General features: G+C 42.0%; 16 protein-coding genes. 15 read left to right on the forward strand and 1 reads right to left on the reverse strand.

Annotated features, from left to right (window positions below; translation table 11 throughout):
- Positions 1-639: 639 nt before the first annotated feature.
- The 4 genes from C7R93_RS11885 (at position 640) to C7R93_RS11900 (ending at position 5,187) form a co-directional block, all read left to right on the forward strand.
- Positions 640-1,911 carry an aspartate aminotransferase family protein gene (locus tag C7R93_RS11885; RefSeq protein ID WP_106839000.1) on the forward strand — a complete coding sequence of 424 codons (1,272 nt, stop codon included), beginning with the start codon at positions 640-642 and terminating at the stop codon, positions 1,909-1,911.
- On the forward strand, positions 1,911-2,861 hold the full coding sequence (locus tag C7R93_RS11890) for an inositol monophosphatase family protein (RefSeq protein WP_106839001.1): 951 nt from the start codon (positions 1,911-1,913) through the stop codon (positions 2,859-2,861). Before C7R93_RS11885 ends, C7R93_RS11890 begins: the two co-directional genes overlap by 1 nt.
- On the forward strand, positions 2,836-3,882 hold the full coding sequence (locus tag C7R93_RS11895; protein WP_106839002.1) for a zinc-dependent alcohol dehydrogenase: 1,047 nt from the start codon (positions 2,836-2,838) through the stop codon (positions 3,880-3,882). The genes C7R93_RS11890 and C7R93_RS11895 overlap by 26 nt, the downstream gene beginning before the upstream one ends.
- A gap of 102 nt (positions 3,883-3,984) precedes the next feature.
- Positions 3,985-5,187 carry an MFS transporter gene (locus C7R93_RS11900; RefSeq protein WP_106839003.1) on the forward strand — a complete coding sequence of 401 codons (1,203 nt, stop codon included), beginning with the start codon at positions 3,985-3,987 and terminating at the stop codon, positions 5,185-5,187.
- Positions 5,188-5,247: 60 nt separating this feature from the next.
- Here the strand turns inward: C7R93_RS11900 and C7R93_RS11905 are convergent, their stop codons facing one another.
- Positions 5,248-6,465 carry an MFS transporter gene (locus tag C7R93_RS11905; protein WP_106839004.1) on the reverse strand — a complete coding sequence of 406 codons (1,218 nt, stop codon included), beginning with the start codon at positions 6,463-6,465 and terminating at the stop codon, positions 5,248-5,250.
- Between the two features lie 289 nt (positions 6,466-6,754).
- On the opposite strand from C7R93_RS11905, the gene C7R93_RS11910 reads away from it, so the two are divergent.
- The 11 genes from C7R93_RS11910 to C7R93_RS11960 all read left to right on the forward strand — a co-directional run bounded on the left by C7R93_RS11910 (position 6,755) and on the right by C7R93_RS11960 (position 18,019).
- Positions 6,755-7,600, forward strand: coding sequence for a histidine racemase CntK family protein (locus C7R93_RS11910; RefSeq protein ID WP_106839005.1), 846 nt, complete (start codon positions 6,755-6,757; stop codon positions 7,598-7,600).
- Positions 7,601-7,634: 34 nt separating this feature from the next.
- The gene (locus tag C7R93_RS11915) at positions 7,635-8,441 is read left to right on the forward strand and encodes a class I SAM-dependent methyltransferase (protein WP_106839103.1); all 807 of its coding nucleotides are present in this window, start codon (positions 7,635-7,637) and stop codon (positions 8,439-8,441) included.
- An 18-nt stretch (positions 8,442-8,459) separates the two neighbouring features.
- Entirely contained in the window at positions 8,460-9,776 is a 1,317-nt protein-coding gene (locus C7R93_RS11920; RefSeq protein WP_106839006.1) for an opine metallophore biosynthesis dehydrogenase, read from the forward strand.
- Positions 9,777-9,800: 24 nt separating this feature from the next.
- On the forward strand, positions 9,801-11,408 hold the full coding sequence (gene cntA / locus C7R93_RS11925) for a staphylopine-dependent metal ABC transporter substrate-binding lipoprotein (protein ID WP_106839007.1): 1,608 nt from the start codon (positions 9,801-9,803) through the stop codon (positions 11,406-11,408).
- A 20-nt stretch (positions 11,409-11,428) separates the two neighbouring features.
- On the forward strand, positions 11,429-12,361 hold the full coding sequence (gene opp1B / locus C7R93_RS11930; RefSeq protein ID WP_106839008.1) for a nickel/cobalt ABC transporter permease: 933 nt from the start codon (positions 11,429-11,431) through the stop codon (positions 12,359-12,361).
- Positions 12,362-13,255 (forward strand): staphylopine uptake ABC transporter permease subunit CntC, encoded by an 894-nt coding sequence (gene cntC / locus C7R93_RS11935; protein WP_106839009.1) that lies wholly within the window; start codon positions 12,362-12,364, stop codon positions 13,253-13,255. It begins immediately after the preceding gene.
- A 3-nt stretch (positions 13,256-13,258) separates the two neighbouring features.
- Entirely contained in the window at positions 13,259-14,083 is an 825-nt protein-coding gene (cntD, locus tag C7R93_RS11940; RefSeq protein WP_106839010.1) for a staphylopine uptake ABC transporter ATP-binding protein CntD, read from the forward strand.
- Positions 14,070-14,813 carry an ABC transporter ATP-binding protein gene (locus C7R93_RS11945; protein ID WP_106839011.1) on the forward strand — a complete coding sequence of 248 codons (744 nt, stop codon included), beginning with the start codon at positions 14,070-14,072 and terminating at the stop codon, positions 14,811-14,813. Before cntD ends, C7R93_RS11945 begins: the two co-directional genes overlap by 14 nt.
- A 23-nt stretch (positions 14,814-14,836) precedes the next feature.
- The gene (gene cntE, locus C7R93_RS11950; RefSeq protein WP_106839012.1) at positions 14,837-16,024 is read left to right on the forward strand and encodes a staphylopine family metallophore export MFS transporter CntE; all 1,188 of its coding nucleotides are present in this window, start codon (positions 14,837-14,839) and stop codon (positions 16,022-16,024) included.
- A gap of 280 nt (positions 16,025-16,304) precedes the next feature.
- Positions 16,305-17,378 (forward strand): sensor histidine kinase, encoded by a 1,074-nt coding sequence (locus C7R93_RS11955; protein ID WP_106839013.1) that lies wholly within the window; start codon positions 16,305-16,307, stop codon positions 17,376-17,378.
- Positions 17,375-18,019, forward strand: coding sequence for a response regulator (locus C7R93_RS11960; RefSeq protein ID WP_106839014.1), 645 nt, complete (start codon positions 17,375-17,377; stop codon positions 18,017-18,019). The genes C7R93_RS11955 and C7R93_RS11960 overlap by 4 nt, the downstream gene beginning before the upstream one ends.
- The last annotated feature ends 110 nt before the right edge of the window (positions 18,020-18,129 follow it).

The raw sequence follows: 18,129 nt of genomic DNA on the forward strand, positions 1-18,129 counted from the left end.
TTGCAACTATTGGCGCTTGATGGGGTTTGGCATTGGCATGATGATTGAGGCTCATTTAGGCGTAGCCACGTTATGGTAGTAACAGCTCTACTATTCCGTCTACAGATCTTACAGGATAGTTTCACATCTTGACTCCATTTTGGGGCTGCCTTCGGGTAGCTTCTTTTTGTGGGGATGTTACTAGTCTATTTCGAGAAGGAATCGTTAGTTTTTAAGACTAGCATTTATTTTTTCCATAAATTTACAATCCGTTCTCGTCTTGTTCTGGTTCACTTCAAGAAAACAACTGGTTATAATTGGAAAAAATAGCGAAGGAGGGTAAGGAAATGAGAGCTACATATAAGTTTGCTCGTAATATTCTCATGCCTGATCGTCAAAACGTTTCTTGCTCAGGCAACGCTAGATGGAAACTGTTTACTTTTGGACATGCCTGCTGACTATTTGGATGTAAGATTTTGGGAACATACTAACTAGACGTACCTATCCAGTACTTTAGTAACGGTGATCGCTCATTCAACTTGCAACGGTTGTGTTCGATTTGTTCACGTTTCAGCGAGTCTGGTTTTTTTTAAACACATACTTCAATATTTTGGTAATCAATCAGACTTGACATTACTAAATAATAGGAGTGTTGTAAAAATGAACAGTAAAGTTAAAAGCTCAACAAACCCTAATAGTTTGTATTACAAAGTAGATGACGTCGTTATGGAACGAGGCGAAGGAATCTATCTCTATGATCAAGATGGAAAAAAATATTTTGACTGCGCATCAGCTACGTTTAATTTGAATTTAGGTTACAGCAATCAGGAAGTGATTAATGTAGTAAAAGATCAAATGGACAAGCTTATTCATGTCACTTCTTCTTATCAGACAGAGGAGGTAAATGCATTAGCACAAAAACTTGTTGAAATTGCTCCTAGTAATCTTACAAGAGCACACCCAAAAGTTGGCGGTGGTTCAGAAGCGAATGAGGGTGCTATAAAAATTGCACAGTACAATACTGGAAAGCGTGATGTCATATCTTTGTTCCGCAGTCATTTGGGACAAACATATATGATGTCGGCCCTTTCAGGAAATTCTTTTCGAAGAGAACCGTTTCCACCTCAAATTTCATTTGGACTGCAAGTTCCAGATCCTTATTGCCTACGTTGTTTTTATAATCAGAAATCTGAGTCTTGTGCAATGTTATGCGTGGAGAGAATTAACGATTTTATTGAGTATGCGAGTACGGGGAATGTTGCGGCTATTATGGTTGAGCCAATATCAGGAAATGGGGGCAACATCGTTCCACCTAAGGGATATTTCAAGGCATTGAAAAAATTATGTGATGAGCACGATATTGCATTAATTTTTGATGAAATACAAACGGGGTTTGGTAGAACAGGTAAAATGTTTGCTGCCGAATATTTTGATGTACAACCGAATATGATGACAGTTGCTAAAGGGTTAGGTGGAACTGGCTTCCAAGTTGCAGCGATTCTTACTGAAGAGAAGTATGTAGGTATGCCTGGTCACCATCATTCTTTTACTTATGGCTCGAACGTCATGGCATCTGCAGCAGCCTGTGCTACGATTGATATTTTACGAAGACCTGGATTTTTAGAAAATGTAACCGTGGTCGGAGATTATATTATGAGTCGTTTAGAAGAAATGAAAGAAAGATTTCAGTTTATTGGAGATGTAAGAGGCGTAGGTTTAATGATTGGCGTCGAAATCGTAAAAGATAATTTTGAACCTGATGTCGAGCTTACCAATCATATTGCAAAACGTGCTATGGATCATGGCATCATTCTGAGAACATCTAGATATGGCTACGGAAATGTCTTCAAGATTCGTCCACCTCTTACTATCACTTTAAGCGAGGCAGAAGAACTATGCTATAAATTAACTCGCCTATTGGAGGAAATTTAATGAAAGACTATATTATAGAGTTGGGTAAATATGTATATCAAAAAGTAAAAAATCAAAAAGGGACTTTGAAGAACCGCATCGTTAATGGGTATTCTCCAGGTGGAGACGCACAGTTTAATATTGATACTGCAGCAGAAAATGCGGTTCTTGATTATATCTCTAATCAGAAAGAGCCTGTCGCATTTTATACGGAAGATGGTGGGTTTAAAGTTTTTGGAGATGACCCAAATTATATTTTAATTGTAGACCCAATTGATGGTACTCGTCCTGCCGCTGCGGGGCTTGAAATGTCTTGTATTTCAATTGCTCTCGCAAAATATAAGGACAATTGTAAAATCAAAGATATTGAATATGCTTTTTTAATGGAACTAAAAACAGGAAACTATATGTATAGCGATATTTTTTCAAGTTCTATCGAGTTCGAAGGTTATAATAGTGAGTTACCAAACTTAAGTCATGGAAAAGACATTAAGAACATGTTCTGGAGTTTTGAGTTTAACGGTCATCCGACCAAGTTAATGATTGAATCTTACGGGCATTTGATTGATAATTCCGCCAATAACGGTGGTGTATTTATATTTAATAGCGCTTCCTACTCTATCTCACGAATTATTACAGGTCAGATGGACGCCTATGTGGATATTGGAAATAGACTATTGAAAGACTATCCGGAATTGCTTTCAGATTTTCAAAGAGTAGGGAATGGACAAGTGTTACATCTCTTTCCATATGATATAGCTGCCAGTGTGTTTTTAGCAAAAAAGGCAGGAGTTATTATTACTGACGCATATGGTAATGATTTGGATGAAACTTTATTAACCGACCTTAGCTATAACAACCAACAGTCGTGTATAGCAGCTTCAACCAAAGAATTACACCAAAATATATTGGAACAAATTATTTGGAAACGGAGCGAAGAACAGTATGAAAGCATTGGTATGGACCGATAATGAAATTTTAGAATATAGAGAAGTGGAAGAACCTCAAATCAAAAAGAACAATGATGTGAAAATTAAAATTTATGGAACTGGCATATGTGGAACGGATTTGAACGTATTCAAGGGAAAGTTGCGCGCTGTTCCAAATATGATTATGGGACATGAATCAGTTGGAGTCGTGGTAGAAATAGGGGAAGATGTGAAAAATGTAAGTGTAGGAGATCGTGTGGTAATCGATCCTACCCAATTTTGCGGAAAATGTTATTACTGCAGGAAGGGTTTAACGTGCTATTGTGAAGATTTTGATGCGTGGCAGTTGGGTATCGGTTCTCATGGGACTTTTGGAGAATATTACGTTGGAGAAGATAGATTCGTTTATAAATTACCTGATTCAATGGAATGGGAGAGAGCTACTTTAATTGAGCCTCTTTCATGTGTACTTAGCGTTATTGAAAAAGCGAATATAAAACCAGAAGATTCCGTTCTAGTTTTAGGGTGTGGGCCAATTGGATTGTTGGTTCAGATGATTGCTCGAAAACTGGCTAGAATTACAGTTGCCACAGAAATTAGTTCTTTTAGAACAGAAGCTGCTCGCAAAATAACCAATTATGTATATCATCCTCAAGAACTTACCTTAGAAGAAATTTACCGAATTAACCAAGGAAGAAAATTCGATGTTATTTTTGATGCCATAGGTAATCAATTGGATTGGGCCTATCCACTTATTGAAAAAGGTGGACGACTTGTTCCGATGGGTTTTGATGATACTTATGAGTTTAAGATTAAACCTTTTGAATTATTATCAAAAGGTATTACGATTATAGGAACAGGGGAAGCGCATCATATGATGGAAAAAGCGTTATCGTGCGCGATAGACCTTCCAGAATTATCTAGCTTGATAACAGAGAAAGTATTACTTGAAAATTTTGATACAGCTATTAACAACTTAATGGGATTTGATCCAGCTACGAACGAAAGAAAAGAGATTACGTCTATTAAAACTATTTTGGTCTCAGCACCTTCCGGTATATAAGAAAGGCTCGTGAGAATATAACAAGGACCTTTTGCGAGGTTCTTGTTATATTCTATATCAGGCTTATTGGGTAACCAATATAAGGAAAAGGAGGAGAGATTGTTGGCAAAACGTTTACTTTGGATAAGCTTCTTCTCGTATATGTTAATTGCTTTTACGTTAGTGATTATCGGTGCAATCCTTCCTGAGATTCTCGATCACTATAAGCAAAATTATAGCAATGGCGGTTTACTCGTCTTTGGTCAATTTGTAGGTTTTTTACTTGGTGTACTTAGCATGCCTCTCTTAGTAAAGAAACTAGGGCGCAAAAATGTGGTTGTCCTTGGCTTAATTATGATTAGTCTTGAGTTTTTTGCATTCTTTTTACCGAATTGGTATTTGTTATTTCCGTTAGTTGGAATAGCTGGATTTGGAGCTGGATTAGCTGAATCTTGTATTGGTGCAATTATTTTAGTTACGTTTCAAGAGAAACAAGCAAACGCAATGGGGAAATTAGAAGTTGCTTTTGGACTCGGAGCGTTATTCATGCCTCTTTTCTCTAGTGCACTTATAAGTAAGGGTATTTGGGAATATGCATTTATCATTTTAGGATTGAGTTCATTTTTAGTTATGCTTGGTTGGCGATTAATGTCTTTTGGTGAACTTGATGAATATTTAATAAAGGAGAATGAAACTAGTATAGCAGTTAATAAAGAAAAGGGTTCTTATACGAAAAAGACCTTTTTCATTATTGCGTTTTCGGCAATATATTTCTTCTGTTATGGTGGGAGCGAAGTCTCTATTGTTCATTTTTTACCTTCAATTTTTATGGAAGAATGGGGAGTTTCGAACTCTCTTGCGACAATAACGGTAACGATTTATTGGCTGGCTATGGTAATAGGACGTGCGTTAACTGGTTATATCTCTGAAAAGCTTACTTTTAACATGTTTTTACTTATAATTAATGTTGGAAGTCTAGTTGTACTTGTATTGTTCACTCTCAGTGAGAGTGTCTGGTTTAGCTTCGTTCTCTGTTTTTTCCTTGGTTTATTTATGGCGGCGATGTTTGCGATTGCTTTAATTATTACCAACTTGTATTTTCCTGGGCAAACTGAAAAGACAACGAGCATATTATTAGCCGCAAATGGACTTGGGGGATCATTAATTCCAATTGTTATCGGACAGAGTATGGATAAGTATCCTGCTCAAGTTACTTTTTGGCTATTTGCCAGCATCATGTTAATCATGTTGATGTTGATCATTGGAATTAAGATTTTGGGAAATGCTCATGTATCAGTGATACGAGAAGAGGATCATAAAGCTTAGAGCGACTCCTGGCAAAACCGTATGGAAGGCTTTAGACCAAAAACAAAAGAAAAAGGGTGCTCAAATTGAGTACCCTTTTTGACTTTGTTGCACCTTGCGTTCAGCTATATACGAACCGATTCCCAAAATTAAGCCCAGTCCTACGAGCAGGGCACCGACCCACGGGAGGGAGGTAATATCCAGATGAGTAATCACCCACCCTCCAATGAAAGCTCCAGCTGCATTTCCTAGATTTCCGGCAGAATGACTGGAGGTAGAAGCAAGCGCTGGGGCATTCTGAGCGAGGTTCATCACACGCACTTGCAACCCTGGAAATACAGCGAAAGAAGCAGCTCCCCATAGAAAAATGGTAATTACGGCAGAGATCGGACTATTTACGGTAAACGTAAACAGCGTGAGAATGATGCATATGGTCAAGTAAAGTCCGAGTATGGAAGGCATCAGCTTCCAATCGGCAAGCTTTCCGCCGACGATATTGCCGATGGTCACACCACAGCCGAAGAGAACAAGAATCCACGTTACATGATACTCAGCAAAACCGGTAATTTGCGTCAGCAGTGGCGTAATATACGTAAATACGGTGAATAGACCTGCGTTGCCTAGTGCTCCGATCAGGAGGTACAAAAGGAGCTTAGGCTTGAGAAGAGCAGTAATTTGCCCAGTGATACTCCCCGTGTTTTCTTGCCGCATGTTTGGGACGAAAATAAGTATTCCAATCAGTGCTATGATTCCCATAATCGCAATAGAGCCAAATGAGGATCGCCACCCCATGTGTTGACCGATGAAAGTCCCCAGAGGGACACCAATAATATTGGCGATCGTTAGACCTGCCATCATAATGGAAACGGCTGCGGCACGTTTGTCAGGACTTACGAGACTGGAGGCTACAACAGCCCCGACTCCAAAGAATGTCCCATGCGTCAAAGCGGTTATCATGCGTGCCGCCATCAATATTGCATAGTTTGGAGCAAAAACAGAGATTCCGTTTCCGAGAATAAATAGAACCATAAGTAGACAGAGTAGCTTCTTTTGGGGAATTCGGTGGGTGAGGACTGTCAGTATTGGTGCACCGACTGCTACTCCAAGCGCATACATGGTAATGAGCTGACCCGCAGATGAGATACTGACATCCAAATCCTCTGCAACATTCGGCAGCAGACCCATGATGACAAATTCCGTCATTCCGATTGCAAAAGAACCCGCGGTAAGAGAGAGCAAAGAGATAGAAGACTTTTCTTTGTTGACCTGTTTCTTGGTGGTACGTTGAGATAACGCCATGATGTCAATACAACCTTTCTGCAGAATAAAATCCGGTTTCCATTGTCGTTTGATAGTTGCGGGTAAAGATTACCTGTTCTCTATTGTTTAGTCAAGGTATTCTTCTTCGGTATATATGTAAAAACCTTTACCAGACGAAGGTGTTGACAGAGAACCAAATGCTGGTTATTATTTACTCATTGTTAATCGTAATCGTTACGGTTTATTTTTTTTGATACAAATCGTAATGATTTCGTTTTGAACGAGGATATTTAGCTGCACATCAAAATTGGTAAGAGGGTAGATTGTGATGAAACGGGAAATCGATTTTATAAAGTTTAATCCCACACAAAATATGACCATTCTTGTGAAAAACAATCATCCAGCAGAAGAGTATACGCACATCGCTTCAAAAATTATGTCCTACGATAGTGTCCATGCTGAACAAGTGGGGTTTATCGAAAAACCGAATAAATATGGAGCGGCAGCACTTCTGCAAATGGCTGGGGGCGAGTTTTGCGGCAATGCATGCATGGCATTAGCGTCGTTTATTGCGCATGAAAATGGTCTACAGCATAATGCTTTGACCGAAATTGTTTTAGAAGCTTCAGGTACAGATCATCTCGTTGCTTGTCGAGTAAAAAGAATCGAAGACGAATATTACTGCCAAGTTTCGATGCCTCTTCCTAAAAAGATCGAGCAGCAGTCAATCAACTATGATGGCGATGAAATGAAAGTAGCGATTGTGAGGTATGCTGATTTCTTTCACATCGTGATTGAAGTAGACCAATTCAATGAGGCTGTGAGAAAAAGTGCGCAATCTTTAGCCAAGCTGCTTGGAGTAACTGTAGGGGCAAATCTGATCGGGATGCTATTGTATCAGCCAGATTCGAATGAATTGGCTCCGCTTATCTTTGTTCCGCCATTAGATAGCATGATCTGGGAAAGAGGTTGTGGGTCAGGTACTGCTTCACTGGGAGCCTATCTGGCTTGGAAAAAGCAAGGCAATATCGATGCTCGAATCAGGCAACCAGGAGGCACAATTCATGTGACGGCCAATTGGCAAAGAGAAGAAGTAACAAGCCTGAAAATTGAGGGGGCAGTCGGAATCGTGGCACGAGGCAAAGCATTCATCGAGATACAAGATACTGTTTGAGGTGTCACCATTTATGAAGCAAGGGGAGAACGGAATGAATAGCCCAGAACAGTTGCAACAACATTTGACTGCATTTCTTGAAAGGTTCAACCATTTAGCAGATCGATATGACGGCACCATCCAGCACAGCTCGAAGTTAGAAAAGATCATAGATGAGTATTCTACATTCATAACGGATGAAAGAAACAGTGACGCTTGGGAGAAGCTTGAACAGTTAAAAGTAAGTCAGTTGTACCAGCTGGTGGAGGATGTAAGGAAATCGTCGGCGATTTGCGTTGCGATTATGGAGAAATATCGTGCACTGAAGCTGCTGGATGGGATTGCCGATAAGACCGACTACTTTCAAAACATAGAATCTTGCATTGAAGAAGAATTTGGGAGTTTCCAAGTTACTGTTGATTCTAAGGTGTTGATGGTTGGTTCAGGATCATTTCCCATGACACCATTGTTGATTGCGAAGCGAACTGGAGCGGAAGTGGTTGGTATCGACATTGATGGCGAGGCAATCGAATTAGGACGGAGTGTTGTAGAAAGGCTGGGAAGTGGATTGCCTATCCGCTTGGAGAAAGAATTTGTGGAACGACTTGATGTGACGAAGGATGCAACCCATATCATTTTTAGTTCGACAGTTGCAAATAAATATGACCTGCTGGAACAATTGCATCCATTGACAAATGACCAAGTGATCGTCGCGATGAGATACGGCAATAACATGAAGTCCCTGTTTAACTACCCCATGAGAGAGGTAGATGTGCGGAAATGGAGACTGATTGAAACCATCTTGCGTCCCAACCATGTGTTTGATATTGCTTTGTATCAAAAAGAATCGGCTGCATGCTGATCGTAAAAGGAGGTTTCTATGGGTGCTTTGAAACGAGTTTTGCTATTGGGAACAGGTCCTGCTTCCATTCAAATGGCTGTCCTGCTAAAAAAACAAGGGGATTGCTGCATTGGGATCGTTGGGCGTGAATCTGTTCGTTCCGAATCATTCTTTACGGCACTAAAACAAAGTAGCGAGCAAATTTTCGTAGATATTCAAAATGAAAAACATCAAAATCTGAAAGGCGAATGCCAGATCGATCATGTATTCCACGGATATGAGACCGTTACAGGGGAATGGGATACCTTCCTATTATCTGTTACAACAGATGCTTATATAGAGGTTTTACAACAAATCCATGATCAGGTTTTACAGCAAATAAAGTGCATCGTTTTAGTTTCTCCGACCTTTGGTTCCAACAGTTTACTACGCCATTATCTAAACAGTATTCATTCAAATGCGGAGATTATCAGTTTTTCTACATACCTTGGTGATACACGCTGGTTCCATGATAAACCCTCCAATCGTGTCATAACGACAGGGGTTAAGAAAAAAGTTTATATTGGCTCGACGTACTCTCCCTCCCAGTATATAAAAAGATTTTGTGAGTTATATGAGCAAGTAGGTATCGATTTGGAAGTCATGGACTCTCCGTTCGAGGCGGAAACGAGAAACATATCACTGTATGTGCATCCGCCACTATTTATGAATGATTTCTCTCTTCGCGTGATATTTGGAGAGGAAACAAACAAAAAGTATGTATACAAAATGTTTCCAGAGGGTCCCATCACGCAATATCTCATTCGCGATATGCTGGCCCAATGGAAAGAGATCACAAATGTGGTGGAAAAGCTCAATATGAAAGGGGTCAATTTGTTGAAGTTCATGACAGATGATAACTATCCGGTGAGACTGGAGAGCCTATCACGTGATGATATCGAAAATTTCGTTCATTTTGAAACGATTCAGCAAGAGTATTTATTGTTCATTCGGTATACCTCGCTGCTGATCGATCCTTTTTCGGAGCCAGATTCAGATGGAAGATACTTCGATTTTTCTGCTGTCCCGATCAGGAAAATGTTTGTCAATAGAGAAGGGTATTGGGATATCCCGCGCATGCCAAAGGAAGATTACTATCGGATAAAAATCATACAGGGCATTGCAAGATTTATAGATGTCAGTTGCCCGACCATCGATACATTCATTGATACTTACGAGCGTAAAATTTCGGAAGTTGCGCGAACACGTGAGGGCGAACGGTTATCGGATGCATTCGTGGTGCAAAGTTATGAGGAAGACTTGAAGATGATAGGCAGTGAGATTGGGAAGGGCATAGGCTCAAAGAAACCACACTAGCACGTATTTTTAGGAGGAAATGATATGACAAGAAGAATGAGATTTTTAGTAAGGACTTTCATGGTCTCAATCGTACTGCTGGTTGGCTGCAGTAACAGTGATGCGGCAAAAACAGAGTCAACCGATACAGGGAAAGAGATTGTATATGCCACCTCGAAAGATATTAACGATATGAACCCCCATTTTTACTCCGGCTCCATGCCAGCACAAGGGATGGTATACGAGTCGTTAGTAGAAAATACAGCAGATGGGATCAAACCATCATTAGCTGAATCTTGGGAAATTTCAGGTGATGGAAAGGTGTACACGTTTCATTTGAGAAAAAACGTGATGTTTCATGATGGAGAGCCGTTTAATGCGGAAGCAGTGAAAAAGAATATAGAAGCGGTGCAAAGCAATGCAAGCAAGCATTCCTGGATCAAGCTATCAACAAAGATCATGGACTGCAAGGTACTTGATGAGTATACCGTTGAACTGGTCTTATCCGAACCGTATTACCCGACGCTGGTCGAATTGTCGATGACGAGACCTTATGTATTCATCTCGCCCAAAAACTTTGTGAACGGGGGAACCAAAGATGGCGTCAATGGTTATAACGGAACAGGCCCCTATAAGCTCGCTCTGCATAAAGTCGATCAGTATGCTGTATTTGAAGCGAATGAAAATTACTGGGGCGGCGCGCCCAAAGTAAAGAAAATCACAGCCAAAGTACTTCCCGCAGGAGAATCTACGTTCTTGGCACTGCAAAAGGGAGAAGTCAACTTTGTATTTACGGATGATCGGGGCGCCAATAGTCTCGATGTAGAAGCCATGAATCAATTCGCTGCATCTGGTGAACACCAAATCATTCGCAGTCAACCCATGAATACAGGCATAATTGTTGCCAATAGCAGTAAATCGGAGAGCCCTGTACATGAAACGGCTGTGCGTGAAGCGTTTTGGCACGCGATCGACAGAGAAACCATCAGCAAACAAATATTTGAAGGTACTGAACAAGCAGCCTATACCCTATTCTCTTCTAATGTTCATTACGCCAATGTGAAATTAGAGAAGCGGGGATACGATTTGGAAAAAGCGAAGAAGATTTTGGAGGAGGCAGGCTGGGTTATCGGCAATGTGGGCGAAATCAGAACGAAAGACGGAAAGCCATTAGTCATGAAGCTTTATTATGATGTGAATTCGTCCACGCAAAAAACGCAGGCTGAACTGATTCAAAATACGGGAAAAAAGATTGGGATCGATCTGGAGATTATTGGCGAGGAGTCTTCTTCGATTGCGAAGAGAAGGTCTACAGGTGACTATGACCTGCTTTTCAATCAAACATGGGGACTCGCGTATGATCCACAGAGCACAATCGCTGCTTTTACTTCCAAGTCTTCCTATTACCATACGACAAGAGGCATCTCACAAGCTGATGAGCTCTATAAAAAAATCGAACAAGTAATGGTTTCGACTGATGAGGAAAAGAGAAAATCGTTATATGCCGATATTTTGACCATTGTCCATGAGGAAGCCGTATTTATTCCGATTACGAATGGAAGAGTCACGATCATGGCTCCGAAAAACTTGCAGGGCATCTCGTTTAAGCAAACGCAATTCGAGCTTCCATTTGAGCGGATGTACTTTGAATAAATACACAAAAGGAGCTTGCTATGGGCAGTTATATCACCAAAAGGTTATTGATATCGATTCCTTTGGTCCTGGTCATATCGTTTGTAACGTTTGGCTTCATTCATCTATCTCCCTTGGACCCCGCCGAAGTGGTGCTGCATTCGCAAGGCATACCCACCATAACAGATGAGTTACTTGCGCAAACAAGGGCAAAACTGGGCATGGACCAACCCTTTCTGACTCGTTACCTTAACTGGGTTGTCTCATGCTTGCAGCTAGATTTTGGAGATTCATATGTAACGGGAAAACCCGTGTGGTCTATGCTAGGACCAGCCTTTCTCCATACCTTAAAGCTGACGTTGGTTTCGACATTTGCCATTGTAGTACTGTCCATCGTATTGGGAGTGGCATGCGCGTTGAATGCAGGCAAATGGGTGGACAAATCAGTTAGAGGCATTTCGTTTTGCCTGACATCTATGCCGTCCTATTGGCTCGCAGCTCTACTGATCTGGTATTTTTCCGTCAAGCTGGATTTGCTTCCAACAAGCGGAATGGAGTCGTACAAAAGCTATATATTGCCCGTGATTGTGATAACCATCAGCTATGCTGGCATTTATTTTCGAATGATCAGAAGTTCCATGTTAAGCAACATGAATGAAGACTATGTTCTATACGCCAGGGCATCAGGTTTAACGGAGAAGAAAATCACGATGCACATTCTCAGAAATTCATTGCAGGTGTCTATTTCCGTATTTTGCATGGCGGTTCCTATTATTTTGGGAAGCACAGTCGTTGTGGAAAACATCTTTGCTTGGCCGGGACTTGGAACTTTAAGTGTCAAATCCATTTTAAGCAGAGATTTCCCGATCATCCAAGCCTATGTTCTTGTGCTGGCAGTCTCTTTTATTCTGTTCAACACGGTTTCTGACATCATCAATGCAGCGTTGAACCCCAAATTAAGGGATGGTCTCTAGATGAAGCAATTACAAAATGTGTGGCAAGACAAGGTAGCAGTCTTATCTTTATCCATTATTACGGTGACGACAGTAGCAGGGATATTTGCGCCTTTCGTTGCGCCGCATGATCCCGAAGAAGTACATATGGAGCTTCGGTTTGCATCCGCATCATGGGAATATCTTTTGGGCAACGACCACCTGGGGCGCTGCATTTTATCCAGACTGATTTACGGCATTCGTCCCAGCATGCTATGGGTCTTCGCTGCCCTGCTCCTATCCGTATCGATTGGCTCGATTGTAGGCGTTCTTGCAGGCTACTTCCGAGGAAAAACAGATGCTTTCTTGATGCGCGTTTGCGATGTGATCCTTTCCTTTCCAGGATATGTAATGACTTTGGCTATCATTGGCATTTTGGGCGTAGGGTTTGAAAATATTATCATCGCCTTTGTATTGATAAAATGGGCGTGGTTTGCTCGAATCATCAGAACGTCTGTCATGCAATATGCGGAAGCGGACTATGTAAAATTCTCAAAGGCTATCGGTGCAAGCAATTTGGGCATCATGATCAGGCACATTGTTCCGGTTACACTACCCGACATTGCAGTCATTTCAAGCAGTTCATTTGGTTCGATGATTTTGCAAATATCGGGGTTCTCCTTCCTCGGTTTAGGTATTCAAGCCCCGGAAGCAGAGTGGGGGATGATGTTAAATGAAGCGAGGGAAGTCATGTTTTCACGCCCGGAAATGATGTTAGTTCCTGGCTTGACCATCGTGATCGTAGTATCGGCCATTAACTATTTGTCCGACACGCTTCAAGTAGTTTTAGATCCCAAATTAATGACTTCGAGCCATAAGCTGCAAGGATTAGAAACAGCCTCTGTCGTTAAGCTCGAAGGAAAGGCGGGAGCATAACGGATGACGAACATTTTAGAGGTAAAAAACCTGAAAATCTGGGATAGTCGCAATGAACGAGTGATTGTTCCAAATAGTTCATTCCATGTAAAGCAGGGAAGCTGCTTGGCTATTGTAGGAGAAAGCGGAAGCGGGAAGTCGGTGACTTGCAAGGCCATCATGAGATTAAATAAAGCCGGGATTCGCCAATCGGGAGACATTCTGCTCCGAGGAATAAACCTGATGGAGCTTTCAGAACAAGAGATGAGGAAAAAGAGGGGAAAACAGCTTTGCATGATTTTGCAGAGCAGCATGCGTGCCTTTGATCCCTCTTGTGTGGTGGGCGTTCATCTACAGGAGACGCTTGTGGAACATTTTGGCTGGAGCCGTGAAGAAATCACAACCAAAATGAAAAATGCCATGGAAAGCGTAAGGCTGAAAAACCCGATCGAGGTGATGAATACGTATCCTCATCAGTTGTCAGGTGGGATGCTGCAACGAGTCATGATTGCGCTCACCATCGTATTGGAGCCTGACATCATTATTGCTGATGAACCGACGACAGCACTCGATACAGTCTCGCAGTTCGAAGTCGTTGAACAGTTCCGGCAATTACGCGAACGAATGGGCTGCTCGATGATCTTCATTTCTCACGATTTAGGGATCGTCAAATTAATGGCAGATGACGTTCTCGTGATGAAAGAAGGAGAAATTGTTGAGAACGGGACGACCCAAGCCATCTTCTCTGAACCTCAGCATACCTATACCCGTTACTTACTCTCCACGAAGCTTGCGCTGAATCAACATTTTAAGAGAATTATGGGGGGAGTTAGCGTTGCTGAAGGTTGATCACGTTGAGAAATCATACGAAAAAGGTGGATTGTTCTTAAGGAAAAGAGAGCATGTGTTGAAAAACATTAGCTTCGAATGCAAGCCTGGAGAATGTCTCGGCATTATCGGAGAAAGCGGAAGCGGTAAATCAACATTAGGACGATTGCTATTGGGAGTTGAAAGGCCAGATCGAGGTACCATCTTGTTTGCGGGCAAAAAAGTAGAGGACCGAAGAGTGAGAACAGGGAACATCAGTGCTGTATTTCAAGATTACACTTCCTCGATTAATCCATTTTATACGGTTGAGGACGCGATTCGGGAGCCTTTGCAAATGAAAAGAAAGGGACGAGAAGATGTTCGGAGTGAGATTGACCATTTATTAAGTCAAGTGGGGTTAGATCCTTCCTATCGAAAGAAATATCCTCATGAGTTATCAGGGGGGGAGGCTCAGCGGGTATGTATAGCGAGAGCCATTTCAACAGAACCGAAATGCATTCTATTCGATGAAGCAATCAGTTCACTGGACGGGTCTGTGCAAATGCAAGTGCTTGAATTATTGAAAAACTTGAGAAAACGTTACGACATGAGCTATATCTTCATCACCCATGATATACAGGCTGCTGCCTATATTTGCGATAGAGTGATCATCATTCGAAATGGTGAGATCGAAGAAATCGTGAAGGTTGAACAATTAAAAGATGTTCAGTCCACATATACAAAGAAACTGCTGCAGATGATTATTGCTTAAAATCAGAGGAAGGAGCAAGAGCTATGAGAGGGGCTCTGTCTTGGCCATTTTTACGATTATATATGTTGACTCTGTTGTATTTTAGCGCGAACTCTATTCTGAATGTCATTATTCCCTTGAAGGGTGCTGAGTTGGGCGCGACCAATACAACGATTGGGCTCGTTATGGGAGCGTATCTGTTTACAACCATGTTTTTCCGGCCGTGGGCAGGCCATATCATCCAGAAACATGGACCAATCAAAGTGCTCCGCACGATTCTTATTTTCAATGGAGCAGCTCTCATTTTATATACGTTTACGGAATTAGAGGGCTTTATCGTTGCCCGTATTCTGCAAGGCGTGTGTACCGCTTTTTTCTCCATGGCTTTACAGCTAGGGATTATTGATGCGTTGCCAGAAAAGGATCGTTCACAAGGGATTTCCATGTATTCCTTATGCGCTTATTTGCCTGGTATTCTGGGGCCACTACTCGCTTTAGGCATCTGGCAAGCGGGGGACAGTTATTATTTTACAGTTGCTATGGTCACCATTGCGATCCTTACAGGAGTGGTGGGATATAGTGCCAAAATGGACCAAAAAGTGGCCGAGCCTGCTCCGGGTCAGACAGAACAAGGAGCAACCATGTTTGGTTCCGTGAGCCAATTAGTCAAAAACCCGATATTATGTAAATGCAGCGTCCTGATGTTGGCGGCATCTATTATATTTGGCGCTGTCACAACCTTTATACCGCTATACGCTGTACAAATCAACTACGGGAATGCGGGAATTTTCCTGATGCTTCAGGCAGGAACCGTCGTATTATCGCGGCTTGTATGGAGAAAGAAAATCCCGTCAGACGGCACGTGGCGTTCATCTTTTATGGTGGGAATTATGCTCACTCTTGCAACAGCGGCGTTAAGTGTAAGCCTTTCTATCGTGGGTGGAGCAGTCTTTTTCTACGTAGGAGCCATATTAATGGGAATTGCTCAAGCACTTCTCTATCCTACGTTAACTACGTATTTAACCTTTGTTCTGCCGAAAACGGATCGTAACGTGTTAATCGGGTTATTCATCGCGATGGCCGATTTGGGTGTTTCTCTGGGAGGAGTCATCATGGGGCCAGTCGCCGATTTTTTCTCTTATTCATTTATGTATATGATTTGCGCAATTGTAGGCGTGACGATGATCATTTTTGCCTATGAACGAAGCAAAACTTCTGTTGAGTTACGATAACTGTTATCTGTAAATCGTCGTTGGACACGTTGGAGAATATTCAGGTGGCAAGCCGAGTACATGCTAGGGGATGATACCTAGCCGTTACTCGGCTTTTTCATACGCAGATGTAGTCAAAACGCAGTATCTATTTGATCATCATTTAGCGTCACATAAGATAGGGGAAGGTACCTATTTGAAAGGTGCTCCCCGTCTCTTACGATTGAATCATTGAAGAAATACGAGCAAAGATAGATGACAGAAATGATCTCTAGAAACTATTCAGTATGGAGGACCTACTATGAATCTATGTCCCACTTTATTTGAACGGTATGGTGATGAAGGGAAGACGATGGATAACGGTTATCTGAAGCAAATCTTCGACCACTTGCAGGACGGGATTATTCTCATGGATCAGGAACGAAAAATTATGGTGATGAATCCATCCGCCGAGAAAATGACTGGCTGGAAACGAGGAGAAAAGGTGCCGTACTGCTCCTACTGCCAAAACAGGAGGCTGGAAGAGGGAGAGGATCGTTGTTATTTGCTCGCCAAACGGGAGGTTCCCTACTTTCTTTCTGCGATGCCCACGTATGAAGGGCGGTACGTCGACATGGAGATGAGCACGGCTGTCATCTATGAAAATGGCGAACAAAGCAAGCAGGATGTCCTCTTGGTCTTGAAAGATATGACGGTCAAGAAAAAAGAAGAGGAGGTCAGAATATCCAAGCAGGTTCTGCAAAAAACGCTAGAAGCCCAAGAAAACGAACACAAGCGCCTGGCCCAGGAGCTGCATGATGGCGTAGGACAATCCTTGTATTCCGTTTCGGTAGGCATTCAAGCCATTCAAGCGCGGATCAACCAGGAAGGACAATTCCGCGAATTCATGCAAGAGATCGTGAATGAATTGGAAAAAGCGATACAAGACGTCAAGCTCTATTCTTTACAGCTGCGTCCACATAGTCTCGATCAACTGGGGCTGATTCCTACGGTTCGGCATCTTGTTTCTAACTTAAACAAAGCACATCAGGATGTCTCTATAACCTTTTCCTATAGCAATGTCAGTGATCATTTTCAGCCAATCTTGGAAATTAATCTGTACCGTGTCATCCAAGAAGCCCTACATAATGCACTGAAATACGCGAAGGCGACACTCATTGAAGTCATCCTGTACAAGGAAGACGACCAACTGACTTTGCTGATTCAGGACAATGGAATCGGATTTGCTCGCGATCAGGTTCAGGTCGGTCTGGGACTCAAACATATGGAAGAACGAGTGGATCAGATGGAGGGGAGTCTTCAGATTCAATCCGTACTCCACGAAGGTACATCGATCAAGGTAACGGTACTGGGACAAGGAGGGAGAGCAGTGTGATACGGGTGCTTTTGGTTGATGACCACACCATGATTCGGAAGGGATTGCGTGTCCTTCTCGAAAGTTACTCTCAAATAAAAATAGTCGGAGAAAGTCATACTGGCAACGACGCCATCCTTAAGGCCAATCAGTTGGAACCTGATGTGGTACTGATGGATTTGTCGTTGCCGAATGGGTTGGATGGGTTTACAGCGAGCAATGAAATTCGCAAGTCGAATCCTTTCGTGAAGATTGTCATATTAACCATGCATGACGAGGAGATTTTTGTCCAGAAGGCCATTAACGTCGGAGTCCATGGGTACATTTTAAAAAACAGCCATGGCGAGCTGCTGTTTCAAGCCATTATGGAGGTGTACAGGGGCAAGCGCTTTTACAAAACTTCCGTGTCGCAAGAGATCATCAAACGATGGCTGAAATCAGATGCAAAAAAATTGCCTTCTGTCTTAACAGTACGTGAAAAGGAGCTTGTCAGACTCACTGTGCTTGGCTATACCAATAAGGAAATCGCAGATAAGCTGTTGATCAGCGTCAAAACCGTGGAGAACCACAAGACGAATATCATGCAGAAGCTACAGCTCGATACCAAGCATCAATTGATCCAATATGCTATTAAAAATAGATATCTCGATCTGGCGTTTTAATAGCCTAATTCAAAAAGTAGGGGACTTCCCCTATATGGAAAAAATGAAAGAGGAATAAACTGAATGATAGAGATTGCACCTCTTGAACAATCATCATACGAATGGAAACG

The sequence above is a fragment of the Brevibacillus fortis genome (assembly GCF_003013395.1).
Taxonomy (GTDB): Bacteria; Bacillota; Bacilli; order Brevibacillales; family Brevibacillaceae; genus Brevibacillus; species Brevibacillus fortis.

Bases quoted from the DNA above. Each gene is read 5' to 3' on its own strand.
- C7R93_RS11885 (WP_106839000.1), top strand. From the start codon at position 640: ATGAACAGTAAAGTTAAAAGCTCAACAAACCCTAATAGTTTGTATTAC.
- C7R93_RS11890 (WP_106839001.1), top strand. From the start codon at position 1,911: ATGAAAGACTATATTATAGAGTTGGGTAAATATGTATATCAAAAAGTA.
- C7R93_RS11895 (WP_106839002.1), top strand. From the start codon at position 2,836: ATGAAAGCATTGGTATGGACCGATAATGAAATTTTAGAATATAGAGAA.
- C7R93_RS11905 (WP_106839004.1), bottom strand. From the start codon at position 6,465: ATGGCGTTATCTCAACGTACCACCAAGAAACAGGTCAACAAAGAAAAG.
- C7R93_RS11910 (WP_106839005.1), top strand. From the start codon at position 6,755: ATGAAACGGGAAATCGATTTTATAAAGTTTAATCCCACACAAAATATG.
- C7R93_RS11915 (WP_106839103.1), top strand. From the start codon at position 7,635: ATGAATAGCCCAGAACAGTTGCAACAACATTTGACTGCATTTCTTGAA.
- C7R93_RS11920 (WP_106839006.1), top strand. From the start codon at position 8,460: ATGGGTGCTTTGAAACGAGTTTTGCTATTGGGAACAGGTCCTGCTTCC.
- cntA (WP_106839007.1), top strand. From the start codon at position 9,801: ATGACAAGAAGAATGAGATTTTTAGTAAGGACTTTCATGGTCTCAATC.
- opp1B (WP_106839008.1), top strand. From the start codon at position 11,429: ATGGGCAGTTATATCACCAAAAGGTTATTGATATCGATTCCTTTGGTC.
- cntC (WP_106839009.1), top strand. From the start codon at position 12,362: ATGAAGCAATTACAAAATGTGTGGCAAGACAAGGTAGCAGTCTTATCT.
- cntD (WP_106839010.1), top strand. From the start codon at position 13,259: ATGACGAACATTTTAGAGGTAAAAAACCTGAAAATCTGGGATAGTCGC.
- cntE (WP_106839012.1), top strand. From the start codon at position 14,837: ATGAGAGGGGCTCTGTCTTGGCCATTTTTACGATTATATATGTTGACT.
- C7R93_RS11955 (WP_106839013.1), top strand. From the start codon at position 16,305: ATGAATCTATGTCCCACTTTATTTGAACGGTATGGTGATGAAGGGAAG.